Below are 15,667 nucleotides of genomic sequence, written 5' to 3'. Positions count from 1 at the left end.
TTTATAAGTTCACTGCCATGTAGGCAGCTTAGAAATTGCTTATGCAATCATCGCAAAAGCAGTAAAAGTTCACTGCCATGTAGGCAGCTTAGAAAATCACTAACAATTAAACGATAAAACGCATAGAGTTCACTGCCATGTAGGCAGCTTAGAAATGCGGCAGGAGCAGTACCGTTTGTACCTTCAAGTTCACTGCCATGTAGGCAGCTTAGAAATGAAACAGACCAATTTCCGTCACCATCAAAATGTTCACTGCCATGTAGGCAGCTTAGAAACGAGCAGTTTACCCCATTCATAGTGATTGAAAGTTCACTGCCATGTAGGCAGCTTAGAAAGCCGAACAATTCAGGCTCATATATTGGCATATGTTCACTGCCATGTAGGCAGCTTAGAAACGCAAAAACATACAAGCGGTATTATCTTTTTCTGTTCACTGCCATGTAGGCAGCTTAGAAAAATGTGGAAAGGCAGCTTCACAACAGGTTTAGGTTCACTGCCATGTAGGCAGCTTAGAAACTAGGTAGTTGCTTTTTGTGTGGTATGCTTTGGTTCACTGCCATGTAGGCAGCTTAGAAAAGCCCTTGAATCTGTATGTCTTATTGTTATACGTTCACTGCCATGTAGGCAGCTTAGAAATTGCGAGTTTTAATTGCGACACACCCATATGCGTTCACTGCCATGTAGGCAGCTTAGAAAATTTCCTACTCCAATGATATTACTTGAGTTCCGTTCACTGCCGTATAGGCAGCTTAGAAAAGTCGACCTGCTGAATCACGTTATAAGTTAGCAGTATTGAATGGGGTGAGTGCCAAGAAAGTTAGGGAATTGTAATAAATAAGTTTTGAAATTTTTAGAATCAATGTGGCACTCAATAGAATGCCACATTGATTAAATAATTAGTTAATTATAATTTTATTATTATTTTTAAAAACTTTACAATCGTTATTTGTGGAGAGCATATTGTCTGATTTATACTTATCAAAACTTAGAGCAAAGTTTGGATTTTTCCAATCAGAAAGACATAAATTTGATGTTTTGCTTTTTTGGTAATTAGCATTATTGATTTTAAAGTTACCTATTGCATTATTATCCAAACCAAGCATATAAAAACCATATTTGGAATTGCTATCAACATGGTTTTGAATTGTGATATCTATAGGTTTTTTTGAACCTTTATAAAAACCAAAATACGAATGAAGACCTGATCCTTGATTTCCTGATGTATAAATATTACGGAGATAAATATCTTGTAACACAGCCTTATTATTATTTGGTTCGATATCTATACCGCTTGCAGGGTTGGTACCTGAAGTGTTATTAGCATATAGATTATAGCCTCTTAATTTTTTAACAGAAATAATAGAAATACCTTGTCTACGATTATCATCCATTTTTATATTATTTAAATGAATATTATAGTTTGAGTCTGCACCATTGGTCCCTATATAAATAGCATCACCCCACATTTTATTTATTTTAACATTGGAGATTGATATGTTTTGAGAATCTTTAATTTCAATGCCCATACCCCATTCGCCATCTTTAGATAGATGAGTATATTTATCACCAATTAATGTCCCACCAGAAATTTTAACATTTTTAATATTATTAATATTAAAAACTCTATATGATCCTTGGTCATTAGGTATTACATTTAATACTGTATTGGATGATAAGTTAATAGTTGTATTATTTCTTACTTGAATGCTTTTTAGTGCATCAATCTTATAATTTCCAGCAGGTATCGAAAGTGTTCCGCCATTTTTAATTTTTTCATTAATTTGATCTGTGATGTCTGTATTTTCTATGAAAGTACTCGCATGAACACAACTAGAGCTAATTAGCATAAAAATATAAGAATATTTAAACATTTTTTCAAACTATAAATTAAAACCCAATTATATATAAAACTATTGGAGAAAATTTTAATCAAATATTAAGTTTTGTTAAAAATTATTTATAACAAATATTTTTGCACATAAATCCCAATTTATTGTCGATGCTTTCTTCATTTCAGACTTTTATAGATCAAAGATCAAAATTTTCTATGGTCAAAGGGGTAGATAATTGTGCTATATTTATTGGGCTATTAGACCGATTTAGAAGTAACTCTAAGTCGGTTTTCTGCTATTTATAACTGTGGATAACTTTTGATTTACGCCAATATCACGCCAAATTATTTTAAGTTATTGTATTTTATTGTTAAATTTAACATGCCAAATGTTGGCGATAAAATCACTGTAAACATCACCACTGAAGCCTCTGTACCTGCGGCAGTTGCTAAATAAGATAAAGCCTTATTTTTGTTGTAAATTAAAGCATTCAATTTTGAGTGCTTTTTTTGTATCGGTGTAAAATATGCTAGACAATGATTTTTGACTGTTTTATTTTTTAGATTGTATGGAAGAGTCAGATTTTAAATACTTTTATTTAGTATTTAATAAGCATTAAATATATTCAGGGATGGTTTGTATGAAGTTAAAAGTTACTGCGTTGGCGGTATATTTTTGCTTATGCCATTATTAGATGGTTGTGTTGCAAATCAAATGGTGACTGCCAAGGAGCAATTAACACCAAGTCAACGATTATCTGCTCAGGCTTGGCTAACCACAGCTGCAAAAGATCAGAATACCCAGAATGTTGCATTAACAGATGCCCGTGCTAAAAACTTTGTCGGTTATGCGTATTTTAAAAATGATGGTACTTTTAAAATGTATAATTTAGATGATACACCAAAAATGCAAGGGACGTGGTCAGTATCTGAAGATGGTAAAACCCGTACCATTACTGCGATGAATGCGGAAGGGAAAGTGTTATTTACCCGTGTCGTCGATATTGTGACTCTAAATGCAAAAGAATTTACCTACCGTGTTAAAGCACAAGATGGGACTTTTGTAGATATTGTGCATCTGCCAACACAGCATCTGCAACCAAAGTAACTATTCGATTATAAGCGATATGAAAGAGCCCGTTTTTTAATAAAAATGGGCTCTTTTAACTGTAATTAAGTCAACTGATTATAAAAATTTGTCAATACTTGTGGGGATTTTTGTTCAAGTTCTGGCGCATATTGTTCATTGTCAAAACGTAAATGTGGGATATCAAATCCTGCTTTCCGTAGTTCACACGTATGCCCAATCAGCCATTTCTCCATGCTGTCAGCAGCCACTTCGACATGAAACTGTAGTGCTAAAATATTAGTACCCACTCTAAATGCCTGATTTGGATATATTTCAGAGCTTGCTAATAATTCTGCATGCTCAGGTAAGTCAAATGTATCACCATGCCAATGGAGGACTTTAGTTTCACCTAAAACATAGAGTGGGTTATTTTTTACATCATTGATCTGTAATGAACTCCAACCAATTTCTTTTTGAGGTCCAGCATAGACCTTAGCCCCCAAAGCATGTGCAATGAGTTGAGCACCTAAACAAATGCCGAGCGTAGGGAGGTTTTTACTTAAGCGTTGTTTTAAATATTCAATTTCATCTTTTAAAAAAGGGTAGTCTTCAGTTTCATACACACCGATTGGACCACCTAAAATAATGGTCAGACCTTCAAATTCGAGTGCTTGCTTGAGGTCATCTACACCCGCTTCAAAATAACGAATACGATAGCCCAATTCATAAAACGTATCTTCAAGAATACCTAAATCCTCAAAAGCTAAATGTTGGATGGCATAAATCGTTTTATTAGGAAAATTATTGTGCGTCATAATCTGTAATCGAATTCAATTTTGAAATACTGTAGCAAAAGACTTTATAAAAATAAAAGTAATTTCCCAGATTGAAAGTAGTCTTTGAGTTACATTGATCGAAATAAAAAAGCAAAATTCGGTTATACTTTATTTGCTCATATAGGTCTAGGTGTTTAATTTTTATGATTTATTTGCTGTTTTAATGCTAAATGAATCATATGCTTACTCGATGCTAAGATGGCTTCTTTGGTCTCAAGATCTATTATACTTCGCGCCAATAAAATCGCACCAACCAATTGAGACATAAAGCCCCAAGCCAGCTGTTCATCGCCCAAGTGTTCAACAAAAAGTTGATAGCCACGCATAAGTTCTTGTTGATAGACCAGTTTGATATTCGTGTCAGCACGGGCAACTTCTGCGGCAAGTGCGGGTAAAATACAACCTTGCTCAGGTTGGTCTACATGGTGTTGTGATAAATAGCGCTCAAGTTCAAAATCAACCCATGCTCCAATTTCATGATGTGGATTTTTTTGCCACAGGTGAATACTGCGTTGTAATTCATTTTCCACCAAAGCTTTAAATAATTCATTTTTTGAGGAAAAATGAGAATAAAAAGCACCACTGGTGGCACCTGACGCTTTCATAAAGCTGTCGACACCTGTGGCATTAAAGCCATTTTTTTTAGCCAATTGCCCACTTTTTGCTAAAAGTTCCTGACGTTTTTCTTGTTTATAGCCTGTTTTATAACGCATAAAACTCCATCAATCTTTTTCTTGACGCTGTCGAAAAACTATAACATAGTGATCGTTATAGTAACGATCGTTATTTTATAAAAATATGCATAAGGGAAAATAAATGTCTAGTTGGAAAACACAGGGAAAAAAAGTGGCATTGGTGATCGGTGCTGGCGATGCTACAGGTGGTGAAATTGCCAAACGCTTTGCTCAAGGTGGTTATATTGCATGTATGACACGCCGTAATGCCGATAAACTAAAACCATTGATTGAAGAAATTGAAGCACAAGGTGGTATAGCTTACGGTTTTGGATCAGACGCACGCAAAGAAGAAGAGGTTATTCAACTCATTGAAAAAATAGAGACTGAGATTGGTGCAATTGATGTGATGGTCTTCAATATTGGGGCAAATGTTCCGTGTAGTATATTGGAAGAAACTGCCCGTAAATATTTTAAAATTTGGGAAATGGCGTGTTTTGCTGCATTTTTAGTCGGCAGAGAAGTGGCTAAACGCATGGTGACGCGACAACAAGGAACCATTATTTTTACGGGTGCGACCGCAGGAATGCGCGGTTCTGCTTATTTTGCAGCTTTTGCGGGGGCAAAACATGCTTTACGTGCTTTGGCACAAAGTATGGCACGAGAGTTAGGACCACAAAATATTCATGTCGCGCATGTCGTGGTGGATGGTGCGATTGATACTGATTTCATAAAAAATAATTTTCCTGAAATGTATGCCAAAAAAGACCAAGATGGTATTTTAAATCCTAAGCATATTGCTGAAAATTATTGGCATATTGCCCAGCAACCGAGAGATGCTTGGACGCATGAGTTGGATTTACGCCCTTGGATTGAACAGTGGTAAGTTGAATACAATATCCTATTATTTATATAGTGACTAATAAAAAGTAAGTTAATCGTTGAAGGATGAGCAAAGAATGAAAATGATTGAATTTTATTTTGATGTTGGGAGTCCATATAGTTATGTGGGCTTTCACCAAATTCAAAAAATTGCTGATCAATATCAAGCGAAAATCATTTGGAAGCCTATTTTGTTAGGTGCTGTTTTTAAAGCGACAGGTAATAATAGCCCAATGGCTGTACCCGCCAAAGCACGCTATTCAATGTTAGATTTAAAACGTTGGTCAAAACTTTGGAATATCCCTGTCAAAATGAATCCAAATTTTCCCATTAACACCTTAAATGCCATGCGTTTAATTACAGCAACGCAACTTTTTGCACCAGAACAGTTTTTGACTGTTTTAGAAGCTGTTTTTAAAGCAATGTTTGGTGAGCCACGTAATTTAAATGAGTGGAGTGGATTGCTACAAGTTGCTCAAGATGCTGGTTTAGACGCTGAACAAGTCGAAGCGTGGCTAAATGACGAAAAAGTTAAAAATGAACTTAAGTTTTTAACCGAAGAAGCTGTGAATCGTGGTGTATTTGGTGCACCGACATGGTTTGTGAATGATGAAATGTTTTGGGGGGTTGATCATTTGCACTTTGTGGAAAGTCATTTAGCACCTGTTGAGTCATAATCGTTATTTGTTTTGATTTCATAACAGCTAAAAACAATTAAAGCGAACAGAAGTTCGCTTTAACTACTTAAAATTTATATGTTTAACTTAGAAGAAGCCCATTGCTTTGGTTGAATAGCTTACAAGTAAGTTCTTGGTTTGTTGATAATGATCAAGCATCATTTTATGGTTTTCACGCCCAATACCAGACTTCTTATAACCGCCAAATGCTGCATGTGCAGGGTAGATGTGATAGCAGTTTGTCCAAACGCGACCAGCTTGAATCGCACGACCTGCACGATAAGACGTATGTGCTGAACGAGACCAAACACCCGCACCTAAACCATACATCGTGTCATTGGCGATACGAATTGCATCGTCATAATCTTTAAATGTGGTTACAGACAAAACGGGTCCAAAAATTTCTTCTTGGAAAATTTTCATGCTGTTGTCGCCTTTAAAAATGGTCGGTTCAATATAGAAACCTTGACCCACTTCTTGACGATCGCCACCACCTGTGAGGATTTTCGCGCCTTCAGCACGACCTGTTGCAATGCAACCCAAGATCTTGTCTTGTTGCTCTTGCGATGCTTGCGCACCAATCATGGTATCGGTATCTAAAGGATGACCAGTTTTAATGCGTTTAACACGTTCAACTGCCATTTCTAAGAATTGATCTGCGATGCTTTCTTGAATTAATGCACGTGAAGGGCACGTACAGACTTCACCTTGGTTCAAGGCAAACATGGCAAAACCTTCTAAAGCTTTATCAAGATAATCATCTTCTTTATCCATGACATCTTCAAAGAAGATATTTGGTGATTTACCACCCAGTTCAAGTGTCACTGGAATGATATTCTCAGTGGCATATTGCATGATCATTTGCCCCACTGCTGTTGAACCTGTAAATGCAATTTTTGCAATACGAGGATTAGTTGCAAGTGGTCGACCAACTTCAACACCATAACCATTAACAATGTTTAAGACACCAGCAGGTAAGATATCCTGAATCAGTTCAGCTAAAACTAAGATACTTGCAGGAGTTTGTTCAGCAGGCTTGAGTACAATACAATTTCCCGCAGCTAAAGCAGGTGCAAGTTTCCATGCTGCCATTAAAATAGGGAAGTTCCATGGAATAATTTGCCCAACAACACCTAAAGGCTCATGGAAGTGATAAGCAATCGTATCTTCGTCAATTTCAGAAATACCGCCTTCTTGTGCGCGTAGGCAACCCGCAAAATAACGGAAATGGTCAATACACAGTGGAATATCTGCTGCCAGTGTTTCACGAATCGGTTTGCCATTTTCCCAAGTTTCAGCAACAGCAAGAAGTTCTAAATTTTCTTCTAAACGATCTGCAATTTTTAATAGAATATTTGAACGTGTCGTTGGTGAGCTGCTGTTCCATTGTGCTTTGGCTGCATGTGCAGCATCAAGTGCGAGTTCAATATCTTCAGCAGAAGAACGCGGGACTTTGGTAAAAGCTTGACCATCGACAGGTGAAATATTTTCAAAATATTCACCTTTTACTGGTGCAACCCATTTGCCGCCAATAAAGTTTTCATATTGAGCTTTAAAGTGAATTTTTGAACCTTCAGTATTTGGATTTGCATAGCGCATAAGAATTTCCCTTTACTTATTTTAACGTTGCATGGATGACGATTTTTTTCATCCGTTCTTTTGGTTGATTTGAGATTAAGAAATATAAGGTTGGAAAAAGGTTGGCATTAAAAAAATGATATTTGGCTTATGCTTTAAATTTTGGTCGTATTTTATTTTTAATCAGGACATTTAAAAATGAGATCGGTGTTAAATTGATTTACGCTTTGGTATTAAATGTCTTGACCATGACTGAGTATTTTGCGAACAATGGAGTGAAGGTTCAACAAAAGTAAAATGGCACGTTATACGTTAATCATCACATGGATGTAAAAGGGTGTTGAATATGCAAAGTTTAATGCAAAAGCGTCAACAAATTGAAAAATTTAGACAAAGTAGTAGTTTATCTTTGTATCAAGCTGATCAATTAGGGCAAAGTATTGCGAGTTCTTGGCAGCGTTCTAAACAGGCAGCAATTCCTGTTGATCGAGAAGCTGCGCCGTTACAAATTCAAAAACAGAAAAATGGAACAAATAAAAGTAGTTTAGATGTTGCACTTGCAGCGTGTAGTGAAGAATTGAAACATATTGCTGAACAATCGTCTATGGTGATTGCAGTGGGGGATATTGGTAGCACCATTGTATGGTCAGCAGCCAGTGGTAAGATGCGCAATGCTGCCGAAAAAGTTCATTTTGTAGAAGGTGGGCAGTGGCGTGAAGATTTGGTTGGCACCAATGCTTTGGCTTTATCGTTAAAAACACAACAGTCGAGTTGCGTATTTTCCAATGAACATTATATGAGCTCTATCCATGATTGGGTTTGTTATGCAGCGCCCGTGATCGACCCCTATTCGAAAAATGTTTTGGGTGTTATCGACCTTTCTACAACATGGAGTAATCATAATAGTTTGGGTTTGTTGGCAGCTGAACGTTGTGCCTCTATTTTGCAATCTGCACTATTAAATTATCAGCAGCAACATTTATTTATCCGTGCTTTTACCATTCCTCAAGTGTTGTTTAACGGTAAAATTGTGGTCTTAACACCTCGTCAGATTGAAATCTTAACGATTTTGGCACTGTGCCCACAAGGATTAAACTTAGAAGGTTTGCATCAATCGCTGTATGGCGAACGTAAAGTCAGTATGGGGACTTTAAAAGCAGAGATGTCACAGCTACGTGAAATTTTAGGGGGAATGTTGGGTTCACGTCCTTATCGTTTGTTGGCGCAAGTTGAGGCAGATTTTTTACAAGTCGAGCGTGCTTTAGATGCAGGCTATACTGAGTCAGCATTAAAGTTATGTCGAGGCGTTTTTTTAGCAAAAACCGAAAGTCCTTTTTTATGTGCGTGGCGTGATTGTTTAGAGTCACGTTTGAGTGAAGCCATTTTTAAAGCCAACGAGGCTGATGTTTTATTAAAACATTTGGCACATTTTCCTGAAGCGATTGATGCAGTAGAACGTTTAATTGAACTTACGCCATTGGGGCATCCAGCACATCAGATGTTATTAAAATATAGAGAAGAACATTAACCATGATTATTTTAGATTATTTAAACTAATACAAAATGAAGAAGCTGTTTTACACAGCTTCTTGCAACACTGATTTAGTCACACTCAAGCTTGAATCTCATCCTATTTTTTGTTTTAGCCATTGAAATAAGCTTTCATAGACTTGAATGCGTACCGGTGATGCTGACAGCACTAAATCATGTAATCCATTCTTAATTGTAATGACAGTGACATCACCTTGTAATTTATTTGCGTATTTTTCAATGTCTTTCACGTCTAAAATAATGTCACTGGTTTTAGCAGCTCGATTCATACGTTTAGGATTTTTGGTTTGGTGCGAATGCATCACAAGTGTTGGAATATCGATTTCTGCACCTGCATGAATTTCTTTTTGTGCTTCAAAAATGGCATGTACAAAACTTAAATACACTTTTGGATATTTTGTCGGTTTCCATGTCAGGTTGAAGTCCCATTCTCCAGACAAGTCTTTGTGTAAACTTGGGACATAATTTTTATTTAATTCACTTGGGAATTTCAAATTTGGGAATTTTTGTCCTAGCTTACTTAAACGAGGCAGTGCTAATTTTTTCTTTAAAATATTCATATTAAAGTCATAAAATGGGCTGTTACACCATAAAGCTTTAATCGTTGGATGGTCTAAGTGGTGTGCAGCAAAAAGCGTGGCAATCAGCCCACCTGTGGAATGTCCTGCCAAGACTACACTTTCATGCTGTTCCGATGCAATAATATCGAGGGCTTGATGGATTTCGGCATCGTATTCATTTAAGTTTTTTACATAATAATATTTCTGATGCGGACGATATGAGCGCCCATACTTTCTAAGATCAAGCGCGTAAAAATCATAGCCATGTTGATTAAACTGCTCAGCCATTTCCTTTTGAAAAAAATAGTCAATAAAACCATGAATATATAAAACAGCTTTGTTGGTTTGTTGAGCAGCTTTCTTACGAATCAGCGTCGCAACCACTTTGCCTTGATCATCATCAGGAAAATCTAAAGTGACTTGTTCAAAGCCTGTACCGAGAATGTCAGGCATATAATTTAAAGTTTGTGAGTTCAACATTTTTACTGACATCCAATTTGTGAGCTATGAATGATCATAAAACGTTTTGGTTGAATGGTGAAGTTTTTACAAGTTGAATATGATTGATTTTTGAGTTTACTGTTTTTATTGAATATTCATCGCAATAAAAAAAGGGAATATCTATCAAGATATTCCCAAGGCTAGCCAAAATAAAGCAAAAAGGGAGAGTGTTACATTGCCGCCTCAAAAATACCAATAACCTGTGCATCTGTTGCTTTACGTGGGTTGGTCAACATACATGCGTCTTTTTGTGCATTTGCTGTCATCACGGCATGATCTTCGGCTTTGACCCCAAGTTCTGCTAAACCAGACGGAATACCAATTGATGCTGATAATTCACGAATTGCCGTAATTGCAGCATTCGCGGCTTCAGTTTGTGTTAAACCATGCGTATTGATACCCATTAGTTGTGCAATTTTTGCGTAGCGATCTGGGCAAGCAATTAAGTTAAATTCACAGACATGAGGCAGTAAGATTGCATTACAAACGCCATGTGGAAGGTTGTAGAAACCGCCCAATTGATGCGCCATGGCATGCACATAGCCAAGAGAGGCGTTATTAAAGGCCATGCCTGCGAGATATTGTGCATACGCCATAGCATCACGTGCTTCAATATTTTCACCGTTTGCAACCGCAGGACGTAACCATTCACTGATCATGGTAATGGCTTTTTCAGCACATGCGTCTGTAATTGGATTTGCTGCTGTAGATACATAGGCTTCAACGGCGTGTGTTAATGCATCCATCCCTGTTGCAGCAGTCAAAGCCGCAGGTTTTGCAATCATCAGTTTAGGATCATCAATAGCAACGAGTGGTGTACAACGCCAGTCGACAATTGCCATTTTAACATGGGTATCTGTATTGGTAATAATACAGAAACGGGTCATTTCAGATGCTGTACCTGCGGTTGTATTAATGGCCACTAACGGCGTCATAGGTACTTTACTTTGGTCAATCCCTTCATAATCACGTATATGTCCACCACCTGCTGTGACTAAGCCAATCCCTTTCGCGCAGTCATGCGATGAGCCGCCACCTAAAGAAACAATAAAGTCACAGCCGTTTTCATTATATTCATTCACACCATTGTGAACGTTAACATCTGTAGGATTGGGTTCTGCGCCTGGGAAAACATGGCTGTCTACGCCAGCATCTTTTAAGTAATTAACAATAATGTCGGCAACGCCAAATTTAAATAAACCGGCATCGGTCACGATAAGTGCTTTTTTAGCACCTAAATTTTGTGCTTTTATACCGACTTCTTTGGCACAGCCGGGTCCAAATAATGAAACACAAGGAATATAAAAGCCGTTTGTTTGATCTGCAATATTTTTAAAAGCCATGGTGCGATTCCTTCTACCATTTTGTTATTAATCATCCAACAGGTGATGATCACCTTAAGAATGAGTATTGTCTAAGCACAGGTGTTTTTATACCTACGAAACACCTACCAAATAAAAATAAATAGAATTAATGATTTAGTTTTAATTTACGAAGTGTTTAGATGAAATAATGAAAAGTTTTTCATAAAAAATAAAATTGAAAATAGAACAAATCTTTAAAATAGAAGGCTTATAATGGGTTTGTATAGGGGAATACTTGAGTTGAGAAACAGATCCATATGTTGCCATTTGATGATCAACAGCATATACCTCCACATCAGTGGACAGCACAACAATTATTAAAAATTGCGCCTGCATTGTTCTCTATTTTTCAAGAACAATGGCGTTATTTACAACATATTCATGCACAGAATATGCTGCAAATTGATGAGAAAAATAAGCGGATCTCTATAGCAAATGGTTTGTTGATAATTGATTTTAATCAAGAAAGTGAAATGTTGCAGTTACATGTACAAGATGCACTTGCTGTAGAAAAAATTTCAAAATTTATTTTACAAGACATGATATTTTTTACAGGCAATCGTTTAGCACAGCATCCGACAACAGTAAAAACCAATGTGCAAGTGTTGCGTCAAATCTTGATGGAGCAAGCTTTTCAATGGGTCGATGCTGAAAATCGTATAGAACAATTTATTTACAATATTTCAGTACCAGATGCAGTATTGATTGATCAGTTATTGATACAGCAACATTATTATGATCAGCCACATTTAACCGCATTTGCCGAACATGGGATACAAGTCCCTTTAGAAGTGGAGTTAAATATCAAACATTTATGTTTGGTAAACTCCATAAAAGGTGAACAATTTATTGCTGTAAATGAGCTCATTTCAAGCTATGAGGAGTTATCCTTTTCTGCACAACAATTTTTACCTCAAGACATTTATTGTTTAGTGCAATGTTTTTATCCTGAACAATTTAGTTTGATGAATCTGATTGATCATCAACAAGATTTTCAGTTATTGCGACAACATGCCATTGAAAAACCGCATGTGCTTGCTTATGCAAAATTGATGCATCGAGGCTATTGGCAATATCAGGATTTACTGGATAAAAAACACTTTTTAGATGCAAAAAGTCTGTATTGGGATGATTCACAACTCGCACGGTTACCTGTGTTTTATCAAAGCAAAGCAGTCAATTGGATTTTCAAACAAAAGCTTGAGTTGAATTTATGGCTCAGCCAAGTGATTCAAAGTCCAAATGTACGTGTTGCAGTTACGGCATTGAGCTTTTTAGATTGTAGTCATATACATCCACAAGTCATTTTACTGACCTTAAAATATTTTGAAAATATTGCAGGACGTTTATTTTTGTCCGACTGCCGTCATTTATCGCTTGAGCAACAGTGGTTCTTAAATCCTGAAAATCAAAAATATCGTTTAAATGAAAGTCGGGAACATTTAGATCAAAAAAATGCTATTAGTGCTTCGATGTTATATATCGAAGAATGGCTAGAATTAGTGCATATTCTTTCAAAAAATGATCCCAAATTATTGAAAAAATGTTATGTGAAACTCAGCCGAGTAATGCAAGCCTATATGTTGTTTTTACAACATATTATTTCGACTTTACCGACAGAATTATGGGATTTTATTGATCCTAAAACGCATCAACAACATGATTTTTTTAAGGCTTTAAAACAGTCTAAAACAGAAGTCATCGCGTTCCGACAATATTTTAAATATCATTTTACACAGCAGCAGCGTTCGATCAGTGTGTTTGATTCTTATGTAGCAGACTATTTACTGGATCATTTTGCACAGCAGCGTTTTGTAAATAAGAATTTGACTTGGCAAGGTTTATTTCAGCAAGCATATGAATGGCATCAGCAACTTGAATTTGATAGCACTTTAAATTATCTAAAAAGTAGAATTGAAACTGAAAGTTGGCAAGCGATTTCACCTGAGCCGATCATTTATTTTGAAGGTTGGTGCTTTGAAGAATTACATGAATTAGAGCGCGTCATTCAAGAGTCTGTCGACTATAAACATTGTTTAGCACATTCATATACTGAGCGTATGTTGGCACAAGAATATGTCGCTTTTCACATTTATCCAGAGCAACATCCTACACAATGTTTGACGTTGGGCTGTGTGTACAAAGATGATCAATTGTATTTTGATCAGTTAAAATACCCAAGCAATCGTGCAGCAGATGAAAGTTGTCTGAATAAAGTCTATGCTTTTATTGCTGAATTTAATTTGATGCTACGTAAACGGAGGGTTGATGAGCGGATTTTGGCATAAAAACTTAACTTTTTTGTCAAAAATCGTTAGGCTATAGCGGTCTGATAAGGTCTAGGTTGTTATGAAACAAGAAACTGCGCTGAAACTCATGAAAACAGGTGAAAATGTCTTTTTGACAGGTTCCGCAGGTGCAGGAAAAACGTATACCTTAAATCAATATATAAACTATCTAAAAGCGCGTAAAGTGCCTGTGGCGATTACAGCATCTACAGGGATTGCTGCAACGCATATGAATGGGATGACTATTCATACATGGGCAGGCATCGGTATTAAAGATGTACTTTCAGATGAAGATCTGAAACGTATGAAAGAACGTAAATATTTAAAAGAGCATTTGGAAAATGCCCAAGTCTTGATTATTGATGAAATTTCAATGTTACATGCCAAACAACTGAATTTGGTTAATCAAGTCTTAAAATACTTTAAAGAATCAGATGAAGCTTTTGGTGGTATTCAAGTCATCGCAGCGGGGGATTTTTTCCAATTGCCCCCTGTAGGAAAAAATGATGAAAAAAACCGTGATAAGTTTTGTTTTATGTCAAATGCTTGGGTGGAAGCAAAATTTCGTGTTTGCTATTTGACTGAGCAACATCGTCAAGATGATTCGGCATTAAATGATGTTCTTAATGCCATTCGCGCGCAAAACATTCAACCACAACACTTGCAAGCTTTACATAACACACGCAATCAAAATATTGGTGACACTTATACACGTCTATATACCCACAATATGGATGTGGATAATATTAATTATAAACATTTAAATGAAATTTCAGGCAAAGAATACCAATTTGTTGCAGTGGCGGATGGTAATGAAAAACTGATTGAAACACTGAAGTCTTCAGTTCGTGCACCTGATGAATTAACCCTGAAAAAACATGCCAAAGTCATGTTTGTGAAAAACAACTTTGACATGGGTTATATCAATGGCAGCTTAGGGGAAGTGGTCGGTTTTGAAGAAGATGATGAACTGGGATTGTTGCCTAAGGTAAAACTTACAGATGGTACAACGTTATTGGTTGAACCTGAAACTTGGTCTGTAGACAACGATGCAGGCAAAACCATTGCGAGTTTGCAACAGGTTCCACTGCGTTTGGCATGGGCAATTACCATTCATAAATCGCAAGGCATGACCTTAGAAGCTGCTGAAATTAACTTGTCTCATACGTTTGAAAAAGGGCAAGGTTATGTCGCATTATCACGTTTGAAATCCATCGAAGGTCTGCGTTTACTGGGTTTTAATGAACAAGCTTTAGAATTAGACAGTTTAGCCATTAAAGCGGATCGCCGTTTCCAAGAGCTTTCAACTGAGGCAGAACAGCACTTTGCTGAGGAAGATTTAACTGTTCAACACAATGCATTTATTCGACATTGTGGGGGGACATTGAATGCATCTGAAATTCAACGCAATGAGAAAAAGTTAGCGAAAAATGCCGGTAAAACCAATTACGCGACAGCAACATTGGACGAAACTCGTGAGTTATTTGAAAATGGTTATGAAATTCAGGATATTGCTAATGAGCGTGGTTTGACGCCTGCAACCATCATTAACCATTTAGCAAAATTACACCGCGAACAAGGCTTGGATATTTCAGTGGCAAGCCCCGATGCAAATGTGCTTGAGCAAGTCCGTAAAATCTATAAAAAATTGCAAAAACGTCAAGATCCAAGCCATTTTAGTGAAGAAGGTGCAATCAAATTGCGTCCAATTGTTGAATTGACGAATCCAAAAATGGGCTATGACCAAGTACGTTTAGCCTTATTATTTATTGAATAATGTGCGGTGTAATATTGAACAAAATATTGCGTTTTAGATTTAAGTTATTTGCGTTGATTTGGCAATATGTCAAAAAAGG

13 protein-coding genes and 1 CRISPR repeat array (1 of these 14 cut by a window edge) are annotated in these 15,667 nt (G+C 36.6%); of the genes, 7 read left to right on the top strand and 6 right to left on the bottom strand.

What is annotated here, in order from left to right; genetic code table 11:
- Positions 1-756: a CRISPR direct-repeat array (repeat unit 28 nt; unit sequence GTTCACTGCCATGTAGGCAGCTTAGAAA) (it extends 113 nt beyond the left edge of the window).
- A 140-nt stretch (positions 757-896) separates the two neighbouring features.
- Positions 897-1,871, bottom strand: coding sequence for a right-handed parallel beta-helix repeat-containing protein (locus tag HUV91_RS04785; protein WP_174492701.1), 975 nt, complete (start codon positions 1,869-1,871; stop codon positions 897-899).
- A 279-nt stretch (positions 1,872-2,150) separates the two neighbouring features.
- Here HUV91_RS04785 and HUV91_RS16580 point away from each other — a divergent pair, with 279 nt between their 5' ends.
- Complete coding sequence (locus tag HUV91_RS16580; RefSeq protein WP_228721836.1) at positions 2,151-2,288, top strand: hypothetical protein; 138 nt, start codon at positions 2,151-2,153, stop codon at positions 2,286-2,288.
- Between the two features lie 225 nt (positions 2,289-2,513).
- Positions 2,514-2,939 carry a DUF4822 domain-containing protein gene (locus HUV91_RS04775; protein ID WP_174492700.1) on the top strand — a complete coding sequence of 142 codons (426 nt, stop codon included), beginning with the start codon at positions 2,514-2,516 and terminating at the stop codon, positions 2,937-2,939.
- A 65-nt stretch (positions 2,940-3,004) separates the two neighbouring features.
- Here HUV91_RS04775 and HUV91_RS04770 read toward each other — a convergent pair whose 3' ends face one another.
- Entirely contained in the window at positions 3,005-3,715 is a 711-nt protein-coding gene (locus HUV91_RS04770; protein WP_130075203.1) for a glutamine amidotransferase, read from the bottom strand.
- A gap of 155 nt (positions 3,716-3,870) precedes the next feature.
- Positions 3,871-4,449: a TetR/AcrR family transcriptional regulator gene (locus HUV91_RS04765; RefSeq protein WP_174492699.1), complete on the bottom strand. Its 579-nt coding sequence runs from the start codon at positions 4,447-4,449 to the stop codon at positions 3,871-3,873.
- A gap of 103 nt (positions 4,450-4,552) precedes the next feature.
- On the opposite strand from HUV91_RS04765, the gene HUV91_RS04760 reads away from it, so the two are divergent.
- Both HUV91_RS04760 and HUV91_RS04755 read left to right on the top strand, forming a co-directional pair.
- On the top strand, positions 4,553-5,296 hold the full coding sequence (locus tag HUV91_RS04760; RefSeq protein WP_174492698.1) for an SDR family oxidoreductase: 744 nt from the start codon (positions 4,553-4,555) through the stop codon (positions 5,294-5,296).
- A 73-nt stretch (positions 5,297-5,369) separates the two neighbouring features.
- A complete protein-coding gene (locus HUV91_RS04755; RefSeq protein WP_174492697.1) occupies positions 5,370-5,969 on the top strand; it encodes a 2-hydroxychromene-2-carboxylate isomerase in 600 nt (199 codons plus the stop codon).
- An 87-nt stretch (positions 5,970-6,056) separates the two neighbouring features.
- On the opposite strand, the gene HUV91_RS04750 is transcribed toward HUV91_RS04755, so the two are convergent.
- Positions 6,057-7,568 (bottom strand): aldehyde dehydrogenase family protein, encoded by a 1,512-nt coding sequence (locus tag HUV91_RS04750; RefSeq protein WP_174492696.1) that lies wholly within the window; start codon positions 7,566-7,568, stop codon positions 6,057-6,059.
- Between the two features lie 325 nt (positions 7,569-7,893).
- On the opposite strand from HUV91_RS04750, the gene HUV91_RS04745 reads away from it, so the two are divergent.
- The gene (locus HUV91_RS04745; protein ID WP_416377006.1) at positions 7,894-9,075 is read left to right on the top strand and encodes a transcriptional regulator; all 1,182 of its coding nucleotides are present in this window, start codon (positions 7,894-7,896) and stop codon (positions 9,073-9,075) included.
- A gap of 97 nt (positions 9,076-9,172) precedes the next feature.
- Here the strand turns inward: HUV91_RS04745 and HUV91_RS04740 are convergent, their stop codons facing one another.
- Together HUV91_RS04740 and mdh are read right to left on the bottom strand one after the other, a co-directional pair.
- Positions 9,173-10,138 (bottom strand): alpha/beta hydrolase, encoded by a 966-nt coding sequence (locus HUV91_RS04740; protein ID WP_174492694.1) that lies wholly within the window; start codon positions 10,136-10,138, stop codon positions 9,173-9,175.
- Between the two features lie 191 nt (positions 10,139-10,329).
- The gene (mdh, locus tag HUV91_RS04735) at positions 10,330-11,502 is read right to left on the bottom strand and encodes an iron-dependent methanol dehydrogenase (protein WP_130075196.1); all 1,173 of its coding nucleotides are present in this window, start codon (positions 11,500-11,502) and stop codon (positions 10,330-10,332) included.
- Between the two features lie 278 nt (positions 11,503-11,780).
- Here mdh and HUV91_RS04730 point away from each other — a divergent pair, with 278 nt between their 5' ends.
- Both HUV91_RS04730 and HUV91_RS04725 read left to right on the top strand, forming a co-directional pair.
- A complete protein-coding gene (locus tag HUV91_RS04730; protein ID WP_174492693.1) occupies positions 11,781-13,811 on the top strand; it encodes a hypothetical protein in 2,031 nt (676 codons plus the stop codon).
- Between the two features lie 61 nt (positions 13,812-13,872).
- Positions 13,873-15,588, top strand: coding sequence for an AAA family ATPase (locus tag HUV91_RS04725; protein ID WP_174492692.1), 1,716 nt, complete (start codon positions 13,873-13,875; stop codon positions 15,586-15,588).
- The last annotated feature ends 79 nt before the right edge of the window (positions 15,589-15,667 follow it).

Source organism: Acinetobacter sp. Marseille-Q1623, from assembly GCF_902809895.1.
GTDB classification, from domain to species: domain Bacteria; phylum Pseudomonadota; class Gammaproteobacteria; order Pseudomonadales; family Moraxellaceae; genus Acinetobacter; species Acinetobacter piscicola_A.
Note: the sequence above shows the minus strand (reverse complement) of the source record. Positions and strands in the feature narration are given on the sequence as shown.